Source organism: Rhodanobacter spathiphylli B39 (genome assembly GCF_000264295.1).
GTDB classification, from domain to species: domain Bacteria; phylum Pseudomonadota; class Gammaproteobacteria; order Xanthomonadales; family Rhodanobacteraceae; genus Rhodanobacter; species Rhodanobacter spathiphylli.
The window spans coordinates 37413-59812 of the sequence record NZ_AJXT01000018.1; the positions used below are offsets into that span (position 1 = coordinate 37413).

Below are 22400 nucleotides of genomic sequence, written 5' to 3' on the forward strand. Positions count from 1 at the left end.
CCATGTACAAACCCCTTGCCAGCCTCGCCGTTGCCGTCCTGCTCGGCGGCTGCGCCTCCGCCACCAAGCCGGTCGATCCCACCGATGCGCTGATGGCGCGCTACGCCGGCGACGTGCCCGGCGCCTCGCTGCTGGTGCTCAAGGACGGCAGGGCCATCGTCAGCCGCAGCTACGGCCTGGCCAATCTCGAGGACCATGACGAGACCACGCCGGCCACCAACTACCGGCTCGCCTCGGTGAGCAAGCAGTTCACCGCGGCGGCGATCCTGCTGCTGGCCGAAAGCGGCCGGCTGCACCTCGACGACCCGGTGCGTCGCTGGCTGCCCACGCTGCCGGAGACGGACTCCGCCGTCACCCTGCGCCAGTTGCTGACGCACACCGGCGGTCTGGTCGACTACGAAGACCTGATTCCGCCCGGCACCACCGCCCAGGTCAGCGACAACGACGTGCTGCGGATGCTGTCCGCCACCTCGAAGAGCTATTTCGCGCCGGGCACGAGCTATCGCTACAGCAACTCGGGCTACGTGCTGCTGGGCCTGGTGGTGGAACGCGCCTCCGGCGTCAGCCTGCCGCTGTACCTGCAGCAGCACATCTTCCGTCCGCTGCACATGGACCACACCCTGATGTACATGAGCGGTGGTCCGGAAGTGGCGCATCGCGCCTACGGCTACAGCGAAGAGCACGGCCAGTGGACGCGCACCGACCAGAGCGTCACCAGCGCCACCCGCGGCGACGGCGGCATCTATTCCTCGGTCGAGGACATGGCGAAGTGGGACGCCGCGCTGTACGACAACCGCCTGCTCAGCGACGCCTCGCGCCAGCTGGCCTTCAGCCCCCACGTGAAGGTCACCGGCGAACCGTACGAGGCCAGCTACGGCTACGGCTGGCGCATCACCGGCGACACGCTGTGGCACTCCGGCGAAAGCATCGGCTTCCGCAACGTGATCGTGCGCTGGCCGAAGCAGCACCTCACCGTGATCCTGCTCAGCAACCGCAACGGGCCGGAACCGTACCGCACCGCGCTGGCGATCGCGCAGCCTTACCTGCAGGAACCGTGATGTCCCGTCCGCTCCGTTTGTCGCGCAGCGTCGCCGTCCTGGCGCTGGTCGCCCTGCTCGCCGCCTGCGCCCACGCGCCGCCGCGCAACCCGCTGGCGACCTGGGTGCCCTCGCCCAACCACGACATCCGCCGGCCGGTGCTGATCGTGGTGCACTTCACCAACCAGCACTCGGCGCAGGAAAGCCTGGACACGCTGCGCACGAAGAACAGCGGCGGCCCGGTGAGCTCGCACTACCTGGTGGGCAGCGACGGCCACATCTACCAGCTGGTGTCCGACCAGTTGCGCGCCTGGCACGGCGGCGGCGGCCACTGGGGCACGATCACCGACATCAACTCCGCCTCGATCGGCATCGAGCTGGACAACGACGGCCATTCGCCGTTTGCCCAGGCGCAGATCGACAGCCTGTTGCGCCTGCTCACCGACCTCACCACGCGCCTGCACATCCCGCGCACGCAGGTCATCGGCCACCAGGATTTCGCGCCCACGCGCAAGGACGATCCCGGCCCGCTGTTTCCGTGGCCGCAACTGGCTGCCGCCGGCTTCGGCTTGTGGCCGCAGGGCGAACTGATCGATCCGCCCTCAGGCTTTGATCCGTGGATGGCGCTGGGCCTGGTCGGCTACCCGCTGGAAGACCGTGCCGCGGCGGTGCGCGCGTTCCACAACCACTACCGCGGCATCGGCGGCGATGAGCTCGACGCGCAGGATCTGCGCATCCTCTACAACCTGGCGCAGATCGTCGAACGCGGCACGCCGCTTAGCGACTGAGCGTTTTCGCGGACGGCCCGGCGATCCGCCGTAGATCGGACGCCGCGTCCTCGAAGCGCGGCATCATGGCCGGCGTGGCAGCCCGCAGCGGAAACGCCAGCACCTGGTCGGTATAGGTCTCGATCAGGGCGCTGAACGGCCGGTTGCCTGCGTCGTACAGCAGCGCACGATGCTGCAGGATCGCGTGGGGAATCGCCTGCGTGCCGGCTGCCGCGGACACCGACCACAGCACCCGGGCGCTCAGTGTCCTGCGCCGGAAATGCAGCGCCCGCACCACCTTGCCGAACGGCACGTCGCTGTTGTCGAGCTGGTGGTTCATCGCCGCGGTGAGGCGACCGGGCAGATACCAGTTGTCCGCCTCCGACAGCACCTGGTCGCCGCAGGCCAGTTGCACCCGTCGGTATTTCACCCGCTGGTCGGCTCCCGCCATCAGTTGCGCGCGCAGCTCGGGCGGCAGCGGCTTGTCCACGCCGCGCACCCGGTGCGCCACCACGCGCGCCGGCGACGCCATCCGATGCACGGCGCACCAGCGTTCGAGCGTCAGCGTGGCGCTGTCATGGCCGAGCAGGTCGGCATTGAGGGTTTGCAGCATCCGCTGCGCCTGCATCCGTCCCTGCGGCGTATCACGCCAGCCACCGGCAACCGGTTCGCGTGCGACGGCGGCGCTGCCGACCAGCAGCGAGAACAGGACAACCGAGGTGGCACGCCGCAGCGATCGAGTCATGGTCATCTGTCGCGCGCCTGCCGCACGGGCAGCGACGCGCGACTCCCGGGAAAACCCGAGCCTGCCGGAAGTGGCCTCACACTTCCAGCCGGTCGCCCGGCCGCGCCACCAGCGCGTACAGCGCCGGCATCAGGAACACGCTGATCAGCAGGCGGGTGAACAGGCCGCTGACGATGACCAGGGCGAACGGCCGCTGTGTATCGGTGCCCACGCCGGTGGCCAGCGCCGCCGGCAACAGGCCCAGCGCCGCCACCAGCGCCGTCATCATGATCGGGCGCAGGCGCAGGATCGCGCCTTCGCGGATTGCCTCGGCCACCTCGACACCGTTGCGGCGCAGTTCGTTGACGTAGGAGATGTACACCACGGCGGTCTGCACCGAGACCCCGAACAGCGCGAGGAAGCCGATCCCCGACGACACCGAGAACGGTGTGCCGGTCAGCCACAGCGCGATGATGCCGCCGGCCGGCGCGGACAGCACCACGCCGAGCACGGTGATGAACGGAAACTTGAAGTTGCTGTACAGGGTGAACAGCAGCAGGAAGATCAGCCCCACGGTGAGCGGCACGATCAGGTTCAGCTGTGCGCGCGAGGCGGTGTATTCCTTGTACTCGCCGCCCCAGTCCAGCCGGTAGCCCTGCTGCAGTTTCACTTTCGCATTGACCTCGGCGATCGCGTCCTCCACCGCGCCGGCCAGGTCGCGGTCTTCCACCGAGAACTGCACGCCGATGTAACGCGAGTTGTCCTGCCGGTAGATGAAGGAGGCGCCGTTGGTCACCTCGATATCGGCGAATTCCTTCAGCGGCAGCTGCTGGCCGCCCGGCGTGGCCACCAGGATGTTGCCGATCGCCTCGGCGTTGTCGCGATACTGCCGGTCCAGCCGCACCACCAGGTCGAACTGCTTCTCGCCCTGGATCACCTCGGTCGCCACGTCGCCGCCGATGGCGGTCTGGATCAGGCCGTTGATGTCGTCCACGTTGAGGCCGTAACGGGCGATCGCCGCGCGCTTGATGCGGATGCTGAGGCTGGGCTGGCCCAGCTCCTGCACCAGGGTCACGTCGCGGATGCCGCGCACCTGTTCCAGCACGTGCTTGATTGCCTTGCCCCTGGCCTGCAGCGTGTCGAGGTCGGGGCCGAACACCTTCACCGCCAGCGCGCTCTTCAGGCCGGTCTCGGCTTCGTCCACCGCATCCTCGGCCGGCTGGGTGTAGTTGAAGGTGATGCCGGGGAAGCTCTGCAGCTTCTGGTTGATCGCTGCGGTCAGCTCGGCCTTGTTGCGGTATTTTCCGGTCCACTGCGAATACGGTTTCAGCCCGACGTAGAACTCCACGTTGAAGAAGCCGGTGGAGTCGGTGCCGTCGTCGGGCCGACCCAGTTCCGACGCGACCGTGGTGACCTGGGGGAACGAACGCAGGATGTCGCGGATCTGCGGGGTGATCTTCGCCGACTCGTCGAACGAGATGGTGTACGGCATGGTCGCGCGCACCCACAGCGCGCCCTCGTCCAGGTGCGGCATGAACTCCGCGCCGATGCGCGGGATCAGCAGCAGCGACAGCCCCAGCAGCAGGGCCGAGGCGATCGTGGTGAGCCACACCCGGGCCAGGCAGAAGTCCAGTCCCCGGATGTAGACCGACCTGATCGCCTCGAACGCGCGGTTGCGCCGCTCGCGCACGCCCTTGCGCATCAGCCAGGAGCACAGCACCGGCAGCAAGGTCAGGGTGACCACCAGCGAACCGATCAGGGCGAACACCATGGTGTCGGCCATCGGCTTGAACAGCGTGCCGGACGGGCCGGACAGCACGTAGATCGGCAGGAAGCTGACCACGATCACCGCCACCGCGTAGAACAGCGGGCGATCGACCTCGGCCGCCGCGTCGCGGATCACCTCGATCAGGTTGAACTTCGTGCCTTCGCGATCGGCGAGCTGGCGGTGGATGTTCTCCACCATCACCACCGCCGCGTCGACCAGGATGCCGAAGTCGATCGCGCCGATCGACAACAGGTTGGCCGACGCGCCCTGCAGGTCCAGCCCGATGAAGGCGACCAGCAGCGACAGCGGGATGGTCACCGCCACGATCAGCCCGGCGCGCACGTCGTACAGGAAGAAGATCAGCACCACCACGACCAGCAGCATGCCGCGCAGCAGGTTGTCCCTGACCACCTGGGTGGTCACCGCGACGAGATCGCTGCGGTCGTAGAACGGATGGACCTTGATGTCCTTCGGCAAGATCTGTTCGTTGAGTTCCTTCGTCTTCGCCTCGACCCGCTTCAGCACGTCCTGGGTCTTCTCGCCGGTGCGCAGCGAGATCACGCCCTCGACCGCGTCGTTCTGCTGCTCGAAGCCGAACTGGCCCAGCCGCGGCGCGACGCCGATCACCACGCGGCCGACGTCCTTCACCAGCACCGGAGTACCGTCGTGCACGGCCAGCACCACGTTGCCGATGTCCTCCAGCGTCTGCAGCCGGCCCACGCCACGCACGTAGTAGAACTGGCCACCCTGCGCGTAGAAGCCGCCGCCGGCGTTGCCGTTGTTGGCGGCCAGCGCGGCCTGCACCTGCTGCGCGGTGAGCCCGACCCCGGCGATCTTCGCCGGGTCCAGCAACACCTGGTACTGCATGCTGCCGCCGCCGAAACCGGAGTCGTCGGCCACGCCCGCCACGGCGCGGTACTGCGGCTCGACCACCCAGTCCTCGAAGGTCTTCAGCTCCATCGGCGAGCGGTCGGAGCTTTGCAGCACATAGCGATAGATCAGCCCCGACGGCGACGACAGCGGCGACACCGACGGCTTCACCCCGTCGGGCAGGTCGAGGTCGCCGAGCCGGTTGAACACCTGCTGGCGCGCGAAATAATTGTCGGTGCCGTTGTCGAAGGTGAGCGTGACCACCGACAGGCCGTACAGCGAAATCGAGCGGACGTTGTCGGTCTTCGGAATGCCGGTCATGCCCTGCTCGGCCGGCACCGTGATCAGCCGTTCCACCTCCTCGGCGGTGTGGCCGGGCCATTGGGTGACGATCTCCACGCTGGGCGGCGACAGGTCGGGATACGCATCCACCGGCAGCCGGTGCAGCGCATGCACGCCCGCACCGACCAGCACCAGCACCAGCAGCGCAACCAGGAAACGCTGCGCCAGCGAGGCGCCGACGAGCCGGTTCATCAGCGACGCCGCGCGCGGCGGCATGGGCGGCAGGTGCTCGCTCATTGGTTTTGCATGAACTGCACGAAGATGCCGCCGTCGACCACGATGCGGTCGCCGGCCCGCAGGCCCTCGCTGATCAGGTAGCCGTCGCCGCTGCGCGTCCCCGTGGTGACATGGCGGCGCGCGAAGCTGCCATCGTGCTGCAGCAGGTAGACGAACGGCAGGTTCTCGTCGTCGCGCAGCAACGCCGAGGCGGGAACCCGCAGGCCCTCGCCGGCCTGGCGTGACTGGATGCGCACGCGCAAGTACATCTGCTTGCGCAGCACACCCTCGGGGTTGTTGACCACGATGCGCGCGGCGATCGCCCGGGTATCCGGGTTCACCACCGCGGCGATGTTGTCCACCGTGCCGGGCCATTCCTCGCCCGGCGTGCCGGCATCCACCTGCGCCGGATCACCGACCCTGATCGCGGTCAGTTCCTTCGCCGACAGTTGCGCCATCACCCACACCTTCGACAGGTTGGCCACGGTGAAGCACGGCGTGCTGCCGGCCTGCAGCAGCTGCCCGGGAGTGATCAGCTTGTCCACCACGGTGCCGCCGATCGGCGCGCGGATGACGCCCTGCACCCGCGCCACCGTGCGACCGGCCTGGATCGCCTTGATCGTGGCCGCATCGACATCGAGCGCCACCAGCGCCTGCAGCGCCGCATCGCGATCGGCCTCGGCGCTGGCCGCGTCGATCTGCGCCTGCTCGGTTTCGCGCCGCGACACGCCTTCGTGTTGCAGCAGGTCCTTGTCGGCGTCGGCCAGCCGCCGCGCGTTCCGCGCCGTGATCAGCGCCTTGCGATAGCTGCCGATCGCCGCGGAAAAGTCCGGCGAATCCACCAGCGCCAGCGGCTGTCCCTGGCGCACCTTGTCGCCCGGCGCGACCAGCAGCCGCGCCACCGGGCCGGAGAATGGCGCCAGCACGCTGGTGGCCTGGTCGTTGTCGAAATCCACCACGCCGGTGGTGTCGACCGTGCGATGGAAACTCGCCGGCGCCAGCGTGAGCAGACGGATGTGCTGGCGCTGCGCCGCGGTCATCGTCACGTTCTTCGGCGTGTCGGCCGCCGCAGCCTGCGGTGCGGCGGACTGCGAAGAACAACCTGCCACGCCGATGAGCATGCCGAGCGCAAGCAGGCAGGCCAGGCGAACGGGCGGCGTGCGATGCGCCACCGAAGAGGATCTGCTTTTCATCGATGTCCCGGGTTGTGCCTTGGCTGATCCGAAGAAGCGTCGTCCGCATGCCACCAGCCGCCACCCAGCGCCTGGAACAGCGCGGCGGTGTCGGCGTAGCGACTGGCCTGTGCCTGCACCAGCGCGATGCGCGCCTGCTGGTAGCCCTGCTCCGCGGAAAGCAGTGACAGATAGCCGGCGTAGCCGGTCTGGTACTGGCGCCGCGACAGGTCCAGGGTGAGCTTCGCGGCCTGCTCCGCGCCGGCCGCGGCTTGCAGGCCCTCGGCGTCGTGCTGCAACGCGGACAGCACGTCGGCCACGTTCTGGAATGCGGTCAGTACCGTGCCCCGATATTCCTCGGCGGCCTGCGCATAGGCGGCCTTCGCCGCCCGCTCCTGATGCAGCAGGCTGCCGCCCTGGAAGATCGGCGCAGCCAGGTCCGCGCCCACGCTCCAGAAGCCGGTGCCGGACTTGAACAGCTGGTTGATCGCCAACGCCGTGCTGCCCGCATTCGCGCTCAGCGAAAGGTTCGGCAACCGGTTGGCGATGGCCACGCCGATCTGGGCGCTGGCCGCATGCATGTTCGCTTCGGCCTGGCGCACGTCGGGACGTTGCGCGACCAGCGTCGAAGGCAGGCTCAGCGGCAACGCCTGCGGCAGCTGCAGGGCGGCGAGATCGAACGACGGCGACGACGCCTGCTCCGGCAACTGCCCGGTCAGCACCGCCAGCAGGTGGTTCTGCTGCTCCAGCTGGGTCAGCAGCGGCGGCAGGCTCGCCCTGACCTGCGCCAGCTGCGCTTGCTGCGCGGCCAGCTCGAGCCCGCCGGCATAACCCTTGTCCCGCTGGTACTGCAGGATCTGCACCATGTGGGCGTTGATCCCGACCAGCTCGCGCGTCGCCCCGACCTGCGCCCGCAACGACGCCTGCTGCACGGCCGCGGCCACCACGTTGGTGCTCAGCGTGATGCGCGTGGCCAGCATCTGGAAACGCACCGCCTGCTGCTGCGCCTGCAGCGACTCCTGCGTGCGCCGGTTGAGCCCGAACACGTCCGGCACATACGACACGCTGACCTGCGGGGTGAACAGGTTGTACAGAAACGCGTTGTTGCTGGGCACCGGCGCCAGCGCGCCGGGCGGGTCCTGCTCGCGGCTGGCCGACATGCCGACGCTGACGCTGGGGTAGCGGGCGCCGCGTCCGGCCCGCGTGGTTTCGCGCGCCACGTCCAACGCGGCCTGCGCCGCCTTGAGGTCGGCGTTGTGCGCCAGCGCCTGTTCGACCAGTGCGTTCAATGCGGTGGAATGGAACAGCGTCCACCACTGCGCGGGAATATCCGCGCCGGCGACGAAATGTTGCGCCCGGCCGCCAGCCACGTTCGCGCTGGCCGTGCTGGCGGGCAGCGGACCCGCGGCCACGCTGGCCATGTCCGGCGCAGACGGCCGATGAAAATCGGGCCCCACCGCGCAACCGCCGATCGCCAGCGCGGCGATGGCCGCGACAAGCAGCCGCCCCGGGGAACGCACCCGCCCGAACATCGCAGCCGTCACTTCGACGGCACCGGCAAGCGCTCGAACCACGGATTGTTCATGCGGAGGCGTCTGCACGGAAAGATCGGGGCCGCAACGATATAACGTACCAAGCCGTGGCGAAAGCCTGCAAGAAATTACGTCGAATCCGCTTGTCAATTGCGGACCGCCCGCCTAACGTGGCGCATCTCCCGGCCATGACCCGGACCGAGAACCCGCACCATGACGGACCTTGCGTGCCCCGTATCCAACGGCTCCCCGACTTGGGGATGGCTGGATCTGTTCGCCTGGAAGCTGGTGCCGGAACGACTCGGCGGCGGCATACCCTTCATCCAGCGATTCAAGGATGCGTGGGTCCGGCACAACCGGAAATTGATCACCTCGAACGCGGCGCAATACGCCATGCCAGCCGAACTTCTGGCAGGCGTGTGCTGGATCGAGGTGGGCGGCGATCCCGACTCCATCGATCGGGTGGCCTTCGACGTGCGCTCGTTCGACTGGAGCGGCCCGGACTGGATTGATCGGCACCTCACGGTGACCCATCACCCGGCCAGGACATCGTTCGGCTCGGTCAGCATGCAATTGCGCACGGCATCGCAGACCCTCGGCATGGACCCGGCCCGGATGTCGCACGCACAGTTGAGCAACCTTGCGGACTGCCTGCAGAAGGATGTGTTCAACATCGCGCTGGTCGCCCGTCACCTGCGCATGCTCATCGACCACGACGGACTGCAGACGCAGCCGCCCGCGCTGGGCATGGACGAGGTTCGCATTGCAGGAGCGCGCTACAACCGCGGCATCGGCCTGAGCCTGGAGCAGATCCGCAAGAACACCAGCTACGGCGATTTCATCGTGAAGTTCTGGCCCCGCTTCAGCGGTCTGCTCAAGTGAAACCGGCAACGACCCGACTTTTCGCCAGGATCGCCGCGTGGGCATTGTTCGCGTGGGGCGTGCTGGTGTTTCTGGCCCTACCCGTCCGTCGTTACGACTGGATGCAGCAGATGGATCCCTCGGTCACCGCACCGCCGGATGCCGGCTCTGACAACGGCGCGATGTTCGCGCTGCTGCTGCTGGCCGCGATCGTGATCAGTCAGGCCGCCCTGATCGCCACGGCGAAGTCGCGCCGGGAACGCATCCTCGGCATCGTCGTCGTCGTCGTGGCCATCGCGTTGTGGGCGTCCAGGCATTGGCGCTGACCATCCGACGCCAGCTCCCGGACGGTGGCCGCATGCGGCAGTAGCGCTACAACCCTTTCGCCGCCTGCGCCACCGCGCGGAACAGCGCGCGGCCCTTGTTCATCGTCTCTTCCCACTCGGCGGCGGGATCGGAGTCGTAGACGATGCCGGCGCCCGCCTGCACGTGCAGGCGGCCGTTCTGGATCACCGCGGTGCGGATCGCGATGGCGGTGTCGGCGTCGCCCCACCAGCCGATCCAGCCGATTGCGCCGGCATAGATGTTGCGCTTGTACGGTTCCAGTTCCTGGATGATCTCCAGCGCGCGGATCTTCGGCGCGCCGCTGAGCGTGCCGGCCGGGAAGGTGGCTTTCAGCACGTCCATGTAACTCAGGTTCGGCTTGGCCGTGCCCTGCACCTGCGAGACGATGTGCATCACGTGCGAGTAGCGCTCGATCACGAACGATTCGCTGACTTCGACCGTGCCGTTCTCGCTGATCCGGCCGATGTCGTTGCGGCCCAGGTCGATCAGCATCACATGCTCGGCGCGTTCCTTGGGATCGGCCAGCAACTCGGCTTCCAGTGCCTGGTCTTCTTCGTCGGTGGCGCCGCGCTTGCGGGTGCCGGCCAGCGGGCGCACCACCACCTTGCCGTCCTTCAGCCGGGCGAGGATTTCCGGCGAGGAACCCACGATCTGGGTATCGCCCAGGTCGACGAAATACATGTACGGCGACGGGTTCAGGGCGCGCAACGCGCGGTACACGTCGACCGGTCGCGCGTTGAAACCCACGCTGAGCCGCTGCGACGGCACCACCTGGAAGATGTCGCCGGCGCGGATGTATTCCTTGGCCTTCTCGACCATCGCCTCGAACTCCTCCTTCGTGAAGGAGGATTTGAAGTCGCCTTCGTCCAGCGCGACCGACTGGGTCAGCTGGGGGTACGACGCGCCGCCCTGGCGCAGCCGGTAGACCAGCGCATCGAGCCGGCGCTGCGCCTCGGCGTACGCCTGCGGCTGCGACGGATCGGCGTGCACGATCAGGTACAGCCGGCCCTTGAGGTTGTCGAATACCGCCACTTCCTCGGCCAGCATCAGCAGCACGTCGGGCGTGCCCAGCTCGTCGGCGCGATCCCACTGGGCCAGCCGGGGCTCGATGTAGCCGATCGTCTCGAAGCCGAAGTAGCCGACCAGGCCACCCGAGAACGCGGGCAGCTGCGGCAGCCGCGGCACGTCGTACTGTGCGCGCAGTTTCTCGATTTCGCCCAGCGGATCATCGAGGTGGCGACGTTCGGTGACCTCGCCCGAATCCTCGACCTCCAGCTCGTGGCCGCGCAGGCGATACACCCGCTTCGCCGGCAGGCCGATGATCGAATAGCGTCCCCAGGTGGCGCCGCCCTCGACCGATTCGAACAGGAAGGTGTACGGGCCATCGGCCAGTTTCAGGTACACCGACAGCGGCGTGTCGAGGTCGGAGAACACCTCGCGCACCAGCGGTATGCGGGTGTGGCCCTGGGCAACCAGCGCGTCGAATTCGTCCCGGCTGATTTTGTCTGGGGAGATCACGTGCTCAATCCGTGGCTGGCAGGATCGCCGATTGTAGGGCAGAGCCGGCGACAGCGTGAGCGAACGGCGCGGTTCACAACCGCGGCCGCGGCATTCCGTGCAGGCGCAACGAGAACGCCACGCCGCTGCCGTCGTCGAGGTTGCGGGCGCTGGCCACGCCGCCGTGGCGTTCGGCCACCAGGCGCACCACGTACAGGCCCAGGCCCAGGTGCGGCGCGTCGCCGGGGGTGGCCTTGTCGCGCAGGCTGACCAGCGAATCGAACAGCCGGCCCTGCATCGCGGCCGGCAGCGGCGGGCCCTGGTTGGCCAGCTCGATCTCGGCGCCGTCGGGCGTGGCCGCCAGGCTCAGGCGCAACCAGCCGTCGGGCGGGGTGAACGACAGCGCGTTGTCGAGCAGCTTGTCCAGCGCCTGGGCGATCAGCTCGGGCGCGCAGTGCAGGTTGATCGGGCCGGCCGGCAGTTCGCAGGCCAGGCGGCGCGTGCCGATCAGCGGCCGGTAGGCCTCGGCGCAACCGCGCACCACCTCGCGCAGGTCGACATCCTCCGGCTCCGCCGCGGTGATCGAGCGCTCCATCCGGCTCGACTCGCTCATCGCGCGCACCAGCGCGCCCAGCCGCGCCACGCCGTCGCGGGCGCGCGCCAGGTAGGGCTGCGCGTCGGCGGGCAGGCGGTCCTGCGCCTGCAGGGCGTGTTCGAGGTTGTCCAGCGAGGACTTCACGATCGCCAGCGGCGTGTTCAGTTCGTGCGAGAGTTTCGAGGCCAGCGTGCGCAGGTAGTCGGTATAGCTGCCGACCACCTCGAACAGCCGCTCGAAGCTGCGGGCCAGGTCGCCGATCTCGTCCGGCGCGTCGGTCATCGGGAACTTGCCGCTGTCGAAAAGGCCGTCCAGACGTCCATCGTTGAACTGGGCGCGCTCGGCCGCGTTGCGCAGGCGACCCAGCCGCAGGCTCAGCCGCGTGGCGAACCACAGCAGGATGCCGCCGGCCACCAGCAGTACGCCGAAGCTGGTCAGCAACAGGCCGAGCAGGGCACGGTTGGCCAGCAACGGCACGGTGCGGCTGGGCTGTTCCAGCAGCAGCACGCCATCGACCTTGCCGGCCCGCTCGATCGGTACCGCGGCGGCCAGCACCACGCTGCCGCGCTCCTCGCCGCTGCGCCACACCGTGGCGGGCTGTCCGCCTGCGGCGCGGCGCACTTCGCCGCTGTCCAGCCGCGGCACGTCCTGCGCCCACAGGTTGGCATCCTCAAGGCGGTTGGCCAGCAGCGAGCGATAGACCAGCGCGGCGAACCAGCCCGGCTGGCCATCGCTGCCCGGCAAGGTGTTCAACCTTCCGCTGCGCCCCAGCAACCAGCCCTGCGGCGCCAGCACGCGCGCCTGCACCTGGTCGGGCACCAGTTGGGCCAGTTCGCCGGACAACTTGTCCGAGTAGTCGAGCAGCGGGCGCGTGTCGGCTGCCATGCGGTCGCCGCCGGCCGTCGCGTCGTAGATGCCGACACCAAGGCGGCGCAAGGCGAGGCTGCGTGGCAACCGCAGTTCGACACGGTAGCCGCTGCCATCCTCCTGCCATTGCGCGGGGATCATTTCGGGCAGGCCGTCGACCGGCGGATCGAGCGGGCGCGCCGCCAGCGCACCGGGCGCCGCGCTGGCCACCAGGTAGCGGCGCTGGCCGTTCGCATTGCCCAGCGCCAGGATCAGGTGGTCGGCCGCCAGCGCGTTCGCATCATCGGCATCGGCACGCGTGCGACGGGTGTCGCGCACGTCGGCATACAGGTACAGCCAGTTGTCGTCGCCCGCCAGCAGCAGCTTGCCGTGCGACCCCAGCGACTGGCTCCACGGCGTCAGCGGCGCCCAGTCGTCACCGTAGCCATCGACGGTGATCGGTTGCGCGCTCGATTCCACGTACCAGTTGCTGGCGCTCACCGGCGGCAGCGCGCCGGTCACCACCAGGCTGCGCGCCACCGCATTGGCCGAGGCCAGCAGGGCTTGCGCCTGGCCCTCGCGCAGCAGCGTTTCCATCTGCCGCACGTACAGCCAGCCCGCGATCGGCAGGGCCAGCGTGCACAGCGCAACCAGCAGCAGTTTGCGGCGCAGGCTCATCGGAGCGGTCGATCAGGGCGAGGAAGATCAGGGTGCATGCGTGGCCGGTGCCGCGGTGTCCTTCATCCAGCGGCTGGCCACCACCACGCGCATGAAGTCATCGAGCAGCGCCTGGCGCGCGGGATCGGCATCGTCGAAGGCCATCGACCAGCTCAGCCGCACGCCGCTGGCGGCGCCGGGGTCGCAGAACACCAGCACGTCGTCGACGTGGTCGCTGCCTTCGTACACCGAAGCCTCGCACGGCATCGCCGGATGGCGCACGACGAAGGTGGAGGCCTTGCCGGCCGGGTCGTGCTGCAGGTAGCGCTTGCGATCGGCCTGCACTTCATCGGCCAGCGTACCCAGCTCGCGCGGCCACACGTTGAGCACCATCACCCGCTGCGGCTTGCCGCTCCATTCGCCCTGGTACAGCACCGCATTGACGCCGATGGCGCGGGCGTAGGTGCAGCAGTCGCGCGTCCAGCCGGCCGGCGTGGCCACGCTGATCGCCCATGCGGGCGCGCTGCCGTCGCGGGCGCCGCGGGCCAGCACGTCATCCGTCGGCGTCGCGGCCTGCGCCAGCGTGGCCCATCCGCACCACGCCACGACCAGCCATGCGCCACGCATCACGGCTTCCACCGGTAGCCCACGCCGTGCACGGTCTCGATCGCGTCGAACTCCGGCGCCACCGCGATGAACTTCTTGCGGATGCGCTTGATGTGCGAGGTGATGGTGGCGTCGTCCACGACGAGTTCCGCCTCGCGCATCAGCTGGTCGCGGTTCTTCACGTGGCCGGGGAAGCGGATCAGCGTGTGCACCATCCAGAACTCGGTGACGGTGAGCGGGATCTCCTCGTCGTTCCAGGTGATCCGCATGCGCTCGGATTCCAGCTTCAGCGGGCCGTGCTCGATCACCGTCTCGCTGGAAGCCGGCGCCTTCAGCGATTCGATGCGGCGGAACAGCGCGGCGATGCGCGCGGCCAGCTGGTGCAGGCTGGTGTCCTTGCTGAGGTAGTCGTCGGCGCCCAGGCGCAGGCCGGAGATCACGTCGAAATCCGAATCGCGCGCGGTGAGGAAGATCAGCGGCAGCGTCGAGGATTTCGCGCGCAGCTCGCGGCACAGGTCGAAACCGCCTTCCGGCTCGTCGCCCAGGCCGATGTCGATGATCACCAGCTCGGGCAGCTTCATCGCGAATGCGCTGGACGCCTCCTGGCGCGAGCCGTAGCCCCGCGCGTCGTAGCCGAAGCGGTTCAGCGCCTCGACGTAGTTGGCGCGGATCAACGGTTCGTCTTCGACGATGGCAATGCTGCGGCCCATGATGCGTTCCCTTCGAATGGTGGGCGCAGCGTGCTATGCGAAGCACCCGGACGCAAGCCATCGGCGACGAATGCCCGCGTTTTGCCACAAGCGAACGGCAAACCGGCCGCTCGCCGCCGCCGCACGCGCCGCCACCGGCGTTTTGATGGAGTCGCCCCCCCGACGAGAAAACTCATGAAACTCGATACCGACCCGCGCGACGCGAATGCCGAACTGCACGGCTTCGAACCGCTGCGCATCACCCTGGCGCTGGGCGCCCTGCTGCTGGGCTTGCTGCTCGGCATCTGATGCTCCACCCCTGATTCGGGAGACTGTCATGACCCTCCACCGATTCCCCCTGTTCCGCCTGCTTCCGCCCGCCGTGGAAGGCACTGGCACGTTCGCTGCGCAGGGAAGCGCAGCGGGCGTTGGCCAGGACGAGCCCGACGCGGACTGGCAACCGCTTTAGTTCCGGCCTCCCCTGTTCCGTCCGACATGGTGGTTCCTTGTCCCCTCCTCGCGAGGGGATTTTTTTGTCCGTAGCGCCTGCCATCGTTCTGCCCCGATTGCGCCGCAAGCCGCCGCATTCCCGACGCGGCCCGCGCCGCGCCGGATGCGGCAATGCAGCCGTAGCACCCGCCAACAACCCCGCCAACGACCAAGGGACGGCCATGCGCGCATCATCCAGACTCTTCTTTCACCTGCTGCTGTTCGCCGGCCTGCTGTTCGCCGGCCCCTCGTTCGGGCTCGCCGCGCACGCCACCGAACCTGGCAGCGGCGAACTGCGCTGGCGCGATGCCAGCGGCCAGCTGCAGGCGCTTGCCAGTCTCGACACCGATGTCGAGTACAAGGTCAGCGGACTGGTTGCCGAAGTCCAGCTGCGCCAGCAGTTCCGCAACAGCGGCAAGGACTGGCTGGAGGCGCAGTACCTGCTGCCGCTACCCGACGGCGCGGCGGTGTATTCGATGTCGCTGGAGATCGGCGAACGCCGTGTCGTGGCCGACATCCAGCGCAAGGAAGCGGCGAAGAAGGTGTTCGAACAGGCACGCAACAGCGGCAAGCGCGCGGCCCTGGTCGAGGCCGACGAGGGCAACCTGTTCCGCACTGCGGTGACCAACGTTGCGCCGGGAGAAACGGTGACGATCGTGCTGCGCTACTGGCAGCGCGTCGACTACGGCGCGGGCAGGTTCTCGCTGCGCTTTCCGCTGACCTTCACCCCGCGCTACCACATGCGCGACGGCGCCCGGCCCGGGGACGCCGGCATCGACACGCCGCAGGTGTTTGCCGACGACAACGCGCAGGCGCCGCTGCGCACGCACATCGCGGTGCAGCTGGATGCCGGCGTGCCGCTGGCCAGCGTGGACAGCTCCAGTCACGCGATCATCAGCACGCGGCACGACCAACGCTGGGACATTCGCCTGCGCGACGCCAGCGTGCTGCCGGACCGCGACTTCGTGCTGAGCTGGCAGCCGCAGCCGCAAACCCAGCCCAACGTGGCCAGCTTCCGCCAGGACATCGATGGCGCCCATTACGCGATGCTGATGCTGATGCCGCCGCAGCAACAGGCGCAGCGCCTGCCGCGCGAGCTGATCCTGATCATCGACACCTCCGGCTCGATGGGCGGCGAATCGATCCGCCAGGCGCGCGCGGCGCTGGATCTGGCGCTGAGCCAGCTGCAGCCGGGCGACCGCTTCAACGTGGCCGAATTCAATTCGACACTGAACCCGTGGTCCAGCGAGGCGGTGGCCGCCACGCCCGAGGCGTTGCAGAAAGCCCGCGCCTGGGTCGACCAGTTGCAGGCCAACGGCGGCACCGAGATGGCGCCGGCGCTGCGCTTCGCGCTGGCCGGCCATGCGCCGCCCGGCTACGTGCGCCAGGTGCTGTTCGCCACCGACGGCGCGGTCGACGATCCGAACGGCCTGATGCAGTTGATCGACGAGCAGCTGGGTGATTCGCGACTGTTCCCGATCGGCATCGGCAATGCGCCGAACGCAGGCTTCCTGCAGGCCGCCGCGCGTCATGGTCGCGGCAGCGAAACCCTGGTCACCGACACCGGCAACGTGGGCAAGGCGATGGTCAGCCTGCTGGCCCGGCTGGATCACCCTGCCCTGCGCGACCTCAAGGTGGACTGGCCGGCCGGCAGCGACGTCTATCCGCGGCAGTTGCCCGACCTGTACCTGGGCGAGCCGCTGCTGGTCACCGCCCGGCTGGCCGCGCCGGTCGACCGCGTGCAGGTGCACGGCCAGCTGGCCGAGCGGGCGTGGACGGTGCCCGCGGATCTGTCCGCCGCCAGGCCGGCCGCGGGACTTGATCGGCTGTGGGCGCAGTCGCGCATCGCCGACCTGTCCGACCAGCTGGCCCGCGGCGGCGATGCGCCGGAGCTGGTCGAGGCGATCACCCGCACCGCGCTGGATGCGCATCTGGTCAGCGCCTATACCAGCCTGGTGGCGGTGGACCAGACCCCGGCGCGCAGCGCCGATGCCGCGCTGAAGCACCAGCAGATTCCCAACGTGATGCCCGCCGGCACCCACTTCGCGCAGACCGCCACGGCGGCCGAGCTGGAACTCTGGCTGGCCCTGCTGGCGCTGCTGCTGGCGTCGCTGGCGTGGTGGCGGCAACGGGCATGCCGATGATCCGGCAGCGGGCATGGCGCGCGCTGATGTTCGGCGCGCTGATGCTGGCCGCGGGGCTGGGCCTGGACGGCGTCTGGATCCACGCCAAGGCCGCGCTGGCGCAGCTGCTGCTGGAGCGGGCCTGGGCGCGCTCCGATCACGGACGGCTGGCGCAGCGGCCGTGGCCGTGGGCCGACATCGCGCCGCTGGCGCGGCTGCGCGTACCGCGCCTGCATCAGGACCTGATCGTGCTGGATGGCGACAGCGGCCAGGCGCTGGCGTTCGGCCCGGGCTGGAGTACCGGCGGCGTGCGCCCGGGTGCTGCGGGACTCGGCGTGATCAGCGCGCATCGCGACACCCAGTTCCGCTTCCTGCCCTCGCTGCACCCGGGCGACCGGCTGGTCCTGGACGGCCCGCGCGGCAGCAGCGACTACGTGGTGACGGACAGCCGCGTCATCGACCGCCGGCAGGCGCGCATCCCGCCCCGCGACAGCATGGACGGGCTATGGCTGGTCACCTGCTATCCGTTCGATGCGGTGGTCCCGGGCGGCCCGCTGCGCTACGTGGTGCAGGCGCGCCGGCTGAAACTGAATGACGGCATGGCGGTTTCGCCCCGCATCGCGGGAACCAAAGCTGACCAGCCCGGTCAGAACTGGTGATTGGTGCGGTTCCTTGCCGTGGAACGTGCCGGCACGGCGTGAGTCCCTCCCCGTAGTGGCCGTGCCGGCACACCAATCATGGTGTTTCCTCTCACGTCTCCGACGACGTTTATCCCGGCGCAGCCGTTCACTGCGTCGGGATTTTTATGTGCGCGATCCGGCAATCGCCCGGTGCATGGCCTCGATCTCGGCGCGATAGTCCGCGGCGTGGAAGATCGCCGAGCCGGCCACGAAGGTGTCGGCGCCGGCGGCGGCGATCGCACCGATGTTCTGCGCGGTGACACCGCCATCCACTTCGAGCCGGATGTCGCGGCCACTGGCCTCGATCCGCTCGCGCACCTGGCGCAGCTTGTCCAGCGTGCCCGGGATGAATTTCTGGCCGCCGAAACCCGGGTTCACCGACATGATCAGGATCATGTCGAGCTTGTCCATCACGTAGTCGAGATGATCCAGCGGCGTGGCCGGATTGAACACCAGGCCAGCCTGGCAACCGGATTCCCTGATCAGGCCGAGCGTGCGGTCGATGTGTTCGCTGGCCTCCGGATGGAAGCTGATCAGGCTGGCGCCGGCCTTGGCGAAGTCCGGCACGATGCGGTCCACCGGCTTGACCATCAGATGCACGTCGATCGGCGCGGTGATGCCGAACTTGCGCAGCGACTGCAGCACCATCGGGCCGATCGTGAGGTTCGGCACGTAATGGTTGTCCATCACGTCGAAATGCACCCAGTCGGCACCGGCGGCCAGCGCCGCGGCGGTGTCCTCGCCGAGCCGGGCGAAATCGGCGGCGAGGATCGAAGGGGCGATGATGGGGGATTGCTTGGGCATGACAGGGCCTGGATAAAGAGTACGACGGGTGCGCGAAAACGAACTTCAAGTCTGCCACGACGTTGACGCTTTGCTCCTCCCCCTGCAAGCAGGGGGAGGTCGGGAGGGGGTGCGCTTTTGATTTGAAGATCAAGAGCGACCCCACCCCGGCCCTCCCCTGCCTTGCAGGGGAGGGAGCGCATCTCGTCTATTTGAAGCCGCGTTGTTCCTTGATCCGGTCATACGCGGCATTGATCTCGCTGGCGCGCGATTCGGCGCGCTTGCGCATGTCTTCGGGCAGGTCGCCGAGGCGGTCGGGGTGGTGTTCGGAGATCAGCTTGCGGTAGGCGCGCTTGATCGCGCGTTCGTCGGCGTTGCGGTCGATGCCCAGCACCGCGTACGGGTCCGGCCCCTGCGGGGTGCGCTGCGGCGGCACGTAGCCACCGCCGCTGCCGTAATGCTGGTTGCCGCCGCGCGGACCGCCGGAGCCGGCATTCCATGCATAGCCCTTCATCGCCATCAGCGCCATCAGCTCCATGTCGCTGATGCGCAGGGCGAAGGCAAGCTGGCGCAGGATCGACATCTTCTCCGGGGGCGGATTGCCTTCGGCCAGCACCGTCTCGATCACCACGTCGAGCACGGGGAAGGCATGGTCGCGACGCAGGCCGACCCAGTTGCGCAGCTCGGCGATGGTGCGGGTGACATCGAACTCCGGCTGCTTGCCCACGTTGAAACTGACCACCGCCTGCTTGCGCAGCTCGGTATCCAGGTTCATTCGCGTCATCAGCCGTTCGGCGATCGCGATCTCCTGCTCCGACACGCGGCCGTCGGACTTCGCCACCGCGCCCAGCAGGGTGAACAGCGGGCCCACGAACCCGCCGGCTTCCGGCGTGGCGTTCTTGCGCTGGCTGTAGCGCATGTTGTCGAAGATGAAACCGAGCACCGCGCCGGTGACCGCACCGGGCAGGTGGCCGATGATCAGTCCGAAGAACGCGAACCACAGCGTATAAGTGAAGCTCATGGCTGCCCTTGCGGTTGGGCTTGCGGTTGGGGAAGCTGCGCGCTGTACCAGCGCGCCAGCGCGTCGAGCTCGGCGTCGCTGACCGGGCCGATCGCGGCGCGCATCACCGGAATGTTGCGGCGACCGTCGCGGTACTGCTTCAGCGCGTCGCGCAGGTAGTCAAGCCGCTGCCCGGCCAGGTTCGGCACGCCGGGCATGCTGGCGTGGCCGTCGGCACCGTGGCAGGCGGCACACAGGCCGAGCCGGGCCGGGGCTGCCGGCGTGCCGGCGTGGAGCGTGGGGGCGGCGAGCAGGACCAGCACCGCGATCAATGGAATGCGCATCGGCAACACATGGGGCCAAAGGACGCCAATTCTAGCAGTGCCCCCGAAACCCCACAGCGCGTTACCGGCGACGCTGTCGCAACGGCTAGAATGGTTGCTTCTCCGCCACGTGGAACCCGCTGCCGTGCCCACCATCCTGCCGCAATCGAACCTTCCCGGACTCGAACTGATCCACCGCGGCAAGGTGCGGGATGTCTATGCGCTGGACGACGACCGCCTGCTGATGGTGGCCACCGATCGCCTGTCGGCGTTCGACGTGGTGCTGCCCAACCCGATCCCGGGCAAGGGCGAAATGCTCACCCAGATGTCCAATTTCTGGTTCGGCAAGACCGCCCACCTGGTGCCGAACCACCTGCTCGACGTGCCGCTGGCCGACGTGCTGCCGCCAGGCACCGATCTCGCGCTGTACGAAAAGCGCGCGGTGGTGACGCGGCGGCTGAAGCCGGTGCCGGTGGAATGCATCGCCCGCGGCTACCTGATCGGCTCGGGCTGGAAGGATTACCGGGCCACCGGCACGCTGTGCGGCATCGCGCTGCCGGCCGGCCTGCAGCAGGCGCAGCAACTGCCCGAACCGATCTTCACGCCGTCGACCAAGGCCGCCGTGGGCGACCACGACGAGAACGTCAGCTTCGACGCGGTGATCGATGCGGTCGGCAGCGAACTGGCCGGCCAGGTGCGCGACGCCACCCTGGCGATCTATCGCTGGGCAGCCGCCTATGCGGCCGAACGTGGCATCATCATCGCCGACACCAAATTCGAGTTCGGCACCGATGCCAGCGGCAAGCTGTACGTGATGGACGAGATGCTGACCCCGGATTCCTCGCGCTTCTGGCCCGCCGACGAATACCGCGTGGGCATCAGCCCGCCCAGCTACGACAAGCAGTTCGTGCGCGACTGGCTGGAAACGCAGGACTGGAACAAGACCGCGCCCGGCCCGGTGATTCCGGACGACGTGATCGCCCGCACCGCCGCCAAATATGCCGAAGCCCTGCAGCGCCTGGCAGGCATCCGGCTCGACTGAAACGTTCAACGGGGGAACGCCATGCGCACCATGCAGGACTGGCTCGACAGTTACAGCGGCGACCACCAGAACCCGACCAACCAGATGTTCCACTGGTTCTGCGTGCCGCCGATCCTGTGGTCGGTGATCGCGCTGCTGTGGGCGATCCCGGTGCCAATCGGCCAGCTGCGTCCCGGCTCGTGGGCGGTGCTGGTGATGGTGCTGGCGTTCTACTGGTACTGGCGGCGCTCGCACCAGCTGGCGCTCGGCTTGCTGGTGGTGTTCGCCCTGTTCGGCCTGCTCACCAACTTCCTGTACTACCGGCTCGGCGCCGCGCAGCTGTGCTACCTCGCGATCGGCGTATTCGTGGTGGCCTGGATCGGCCAGTTCATCGGGCACAAGTACGAGGGACGCAAGCCCAGCTTCCTCACCGACCTTTCCTATCTGCTGGTCGGCCCGGCCTGGCTGATGGCCAAGCTGTTTCGCAAACTGGGGTTCAAGCAGATCACATGACGCTTCTCACGGTGATCAGCACCCTGCTGTGGTGGGTGCTCTACAGCAGCATGGCGGCGCTGGTGTTCGCCCTGATCGGCTGGTCGGTGCTGCGCTGGACCGAGCGCTGCGCGGTGGTGTTCAACCGCATCTACCTGGCCTGCCTGCTGTGGACGATGATCGGCCTGCTGCTGGTCGTCGGCGTGGCCGCCCATGAAGGCCACCTGCACCCGCCCTACGGCGCGCTGCTGAGTTCCGGCCTGCTGCGCTGGATGCTGGTGCTGGACATGCTGATCGGCGCCGTCCTGCTGTGGCGGCTGGTGCCGCGCATCGATGCCCACCGCATCCGCCCGGGCAGCGCCTGCATGGCGGTGGCCGCGATCATGGCGATCAGCTTCGGCGTGGCCACCAGCCTGGCCTGAAACACGACGAAGGGGCGGGTGTCCCGCCCCTTCGATGCATCATCCGTGCGCCAGCATGCTGCCGAAGAACACCGCCATCAGCGCAGCGAAGATCATCGCCAGCACCAGGAAGATCACCAGGTAGATCACCTGCACCAGGCAGGCCTTGCCGAAGCCGATCTGGCTGCCGTTCTGCGACAGCAGCAGATAGTTCACCACGAAGGCGCCGACCAGGAATTGCACGATCAGCGACAGCAGTCCGCCGCCGCCACCGGAGCTGACCATGCCGATGATCACCATCGCCACGGCGCCCGCGACCCAGCTCAGCACCACCGCGCCCAGCGCACGCAGGTAGGACGGCATGACGCCGACCACCAGCCGGAAGGCGACGCTCAGCACCAGTGCCGCCACCAGGATGCCCACCACGATCATCACCAGCATGGCGAACAGGCCCATGCCGGCCAATGCAGCCAACGAAGAAGTACCCATAAATCCCCCGGATTGGAAAGAGAACCGCGCGACGGCATCCCCATGCCGGTCGCGACGGTGGCGTCAGCCTACCCG

21 protein-coding genes are annotated in these 22400 nt (G+C 68.4%); 9 read left to right on the forward strand and 12 right to left on the reverse strand.

All coding sequences use genetic code 11. The features are described from left to right. Positions 1-2: 2 nt before the first annotated feature. The gene (locus UU7_RS08485) at positions 3-1058 is read left to right on the forward strand and encodes a serine hydrolase domain-containing protein (RefSeq protein ID WP_007807340.1); all 1056 of its coding nucleotides are present in this window, start codon (positions 3-5) and stop codon (positions 1056-1058) included. Next, entirely contained in the window at positions 1058-1825 is a 768-nt protein-coding gene (locus tag UU7_RS08490; protein WP_007807343.1) for an N-acetylmuramoyl-L-alanine amidase, read from the forward strand. The genes UU7_RS08485 and UU7_RS08490 overlap by 1 nt, the downstream gene beginning before the upstream one ends. Here the strand turns inward: UU7_RS08490 and UU7_RS08495 are convergent. The 4 genes from UU7_RS08495 to UU7_RS08510 all read right to left on the reverse strand — a co-directional run bounded on the left by UU7_RS08495 (position 1815) and on the right by UU7_RS08510 (position 8470). After that, positions 1815-2549, reverse strand: a complete 735-nt coding sequence (locus UU7_RS08495; protein ID WP_202946797.1) for a hypothetical protein — start codon at positions 2547-2549, stop codon at positions 1815-1817. The two genes, UU7_RS08490 and UU7_RS08495, sit on opposite strands and share 11 nt — an antisense overlap. Positions 2550-2625: 76 nt before the next feature. Beyond that, positions 2626-5745 (reverse strand): efflux RND transporter permease subunit, encoded by a 3120-nt coding sequence (locus UU7_RS08500; RefSeq protein WP_007807346.1) that lies wholly within the window; start codon positions 5743-5745, stop codon positions 2626-2628. After that, the gene (locus UU7_RS08505; protein WP_050981436.1) at positions 5742-6917 is read right to left on the reverse strand and encodes an efflux RND transporter periplasmic adaptor subunit; all 1176 of its coding nucleotides are present in this window, start codon (positions 6915-6917) and stop codon (positions 5742-5744) included. Before UU7_RS08505 ends, UU7_RS08500 begins: the two co-directional genes overlap by 4 nt. Then, positions 6914-8470, reverse strand: a complete 1557-nt coding sequence (locus UU7_RS08510; RefSeq protein ID WP_238530910.1) for an efflux transporter outer membrane subunit — start codon at positions 8468-8470, stop codon at positions 6914-6916. Before UU7_RS08510 ends, UU7_RS08505 begins: the two co-directional genes overlap by 4 nt. Positions 8471-8821: 351 nt before the next feature. On the opposite strand from UU7_RS08510, the gene UU7_RS08515 reads away from it, so the two are divergent. Both UU7_RS08515 and UU7_RS08520 read left to right on the forward strand, forming a co-directional pair. Then, positions 8822-9310, forward strand: a complete 489-nt coding sequence (locus tag UU7_RS08515; RefSeq protein ID WP_202946798.1) for a hypothetical protein — start codon at positions 8822-8824, stop codon at positions 9308-9310. A 59-nt stretch (positions 9311-9369) separates the two neighbouring features. Beyond that, positions 9370-9615: a hypothetical protein gene (locus UU7_RS08520; RefSeq protein ID WP_157582036.1), complete on the forward strand. Its 246-nt coding sequence runs from the start codon at positions 9370-9372 to the stop codon at positions 9613-9615. Between the two features lie 46 nt (positions 9616-9661). Here UU7_RS08520 and trpE read toward each other — a convergent pair whose 3' ends face one another. The 4 genes from trpE to pdsR all read right to left on the reverse strand — a co-directional run bounded on the left by trpE (position 9662) and on the right by pdsR (position 14545). Then, on the reverse strand, positions 9662-11134 hold the full coding sequence (gene trpE, locus UU7_RS08525) for an anthranilate synthase component I (RefSeq protein WP_193385062.1): 1473 nt from the start codon (positions 11132-11134) through the stop codon (positions 9662-9664). Between the two features lie 91 nt (positions 11135-11225). Continuing rightward, positions 11226-13250, reverse strand: coding sequence for an ATP-binding protein (locus UU7_RS08530; protein WP_007807358.1), 2025 nt, complete (start codon positions 13248-13250; stop codon positions 11226-11228). A 27-nt stretch (positions 13251-13277) separates the two neighbouring features. Then, entirely contained in the window at positions 13278-13856 is a 579-nt protein-coding gene (locus UU7_RS08535; RefSeq protein ID WP_007807360.1) for a hypothetical protein, read from the reverse strand. Beyond that, positions 13856-14545, reverse strand: a complete 690-nt coding sequence (gene pdsR / locus UU7_RS08540; protein ID WP_007807361.1) for a proteobacterial dedicated sortase system response regulator — start codon at positions 14543-14545, stop codon at positions 13856-13858. The genes UU7_RS08535 and pdsR overlap by 1 nt, the downstream gene beginning before the upstream one ends. Before the next feature lie 650 nt (positions 14546-15195). Between pdsR and UU7_RS08545 the strand changes: the two genes are divergently transcribed. Together UU7_RS08545 and UU7_RS08550 are read left to right on the forward strand one after the other, a co-directional pair. Next, positions 15196-17157: a marine proteobacterial sortase target protein gene (locus tag UU7_RS08545; protein ID WP_007807362.1), complete on the forward strand. Its 1962-nt coding sequence runs from the start codon at positions 15196-15198 to the stop codon at positions 17155-17157. Continuing rightward, entirely contained in the window at positions 17148-17795 is a 648-nt protein-coding gene (locus UU7_RS08550; protein WP_007807363.1) for a class GN sortase, read from the forward strand. Before UU7_RS08545 ends, UU7_RS08550 begins: the two co-directional genes overlap by 10 nt. A 144-nt stretch (positions 17796-17939) precedes the next feature. Here UU7_RS08550 and rpe read toward each other — a convergent pair whose 3' ends face one another. From rpe to UU7_RS08565, 3 genes are all read right to left on the reverse strand, one after another. Then, entirely contained in the window at positions 17940-18620 is a 681-nt protein-coding gene (rpe, locus tag UU7_RS08555) for a ribulose-phosphate 3-epimerase (protein WP_007807364.1), read from the reverse strand. 187 nt (positions 18621-18807) lie between these two features. Beyond that, positions 18808-19620: a co-chaperone DjlA gene (djlA, locus tag UU7_RS08560; RefSeq protein ID WP_007807365.1), complete on the reverse strand. Its 813-nt coding sequence runs from the start codon at positions 19618-19620 to the stop codon at positions 18808-18810. Beyond that, positions 19617-19943, reverse strand: a complete 327-nt coding sequence (locus tag UU7_RS08565; protein WP_007807366.1) for a c-type cytochrome — start codon at positions 19941-19943, stop codon at positions 19617-19619. Before UU7_RS08565 ends, djlA begins: the two co-directional genes overlap by 4 nt. Before the next feature lie 124 nt (positions 19944-20067). Here UU7_RS08565 and UU7_RS08570 point away from each other — a divergent pair, with 124 nt between their 5' ends. Genes UU7_RS08570 through UU7_RS08580 form a run of 3 tightly spaced genes read left to right on the forward strand, consistent with a single transcriptional unit; the run spans position 20068 to position 21857 of the window. Next, positions 20068-20964 (forward strand): phosphoribosylaminoimidazolesuccinocarboxamide synthase, encoded by an 897-nt coding sequence (locus tag UU7_RS08570; protein ID WP_007807367.1) that lies wholly within the window; start codon positions 20068-20070, stop codon positions 20962-20964. Between the two features lie 21 nt (positions 20965-20985). Then, the gene (locus UU7_RS08575; protein ID WP_007807368.1) at positions 20986-21456 is read left to right on the forward strand and encodes an Mpo1 family 2-hydroxy fatty acid dioxygenase; all 471 of its coding nucleotides are present in this window, start codon (positions 20986-20988) and stop codon (positions 21454-21456) included. Next, the gene (locus UU7_RS08580) at positions 21453-21857 is read left to right on the forward strand and encodes a hypothetical protein (RefSeq protein ID WP_007807369.1); all 405 of its coding nucleotides are present in this window, start codon (positions 21453-21455) and stop codon (positions 21855-21857) included. The genes UU7_RS08575 and UU7_RS08580 overlap by 4 nt, the downstream gene beginning before the upstream one ends. A 39-nt stretch (positions 21858-21896) precedes the next feature. Here the strand turns inward: UU7_RS08580 and UU7_RS08585 are convergent, their stop codons facing one another. Beyond that, the gene (locus tag UU7_RS08585) at positions 21897-22325 is read right to left on the reverse strand and encodes a hypothetical protein (RefSeq protein WP_040673122.1); all 429 of its coding nucleotides are present in this window, start codon (positions 22323-22325) and stop codon (positions 21897-21899) included. Between the last annotated feature and the right edge of the window lie 75 nt (positions 22326-22400).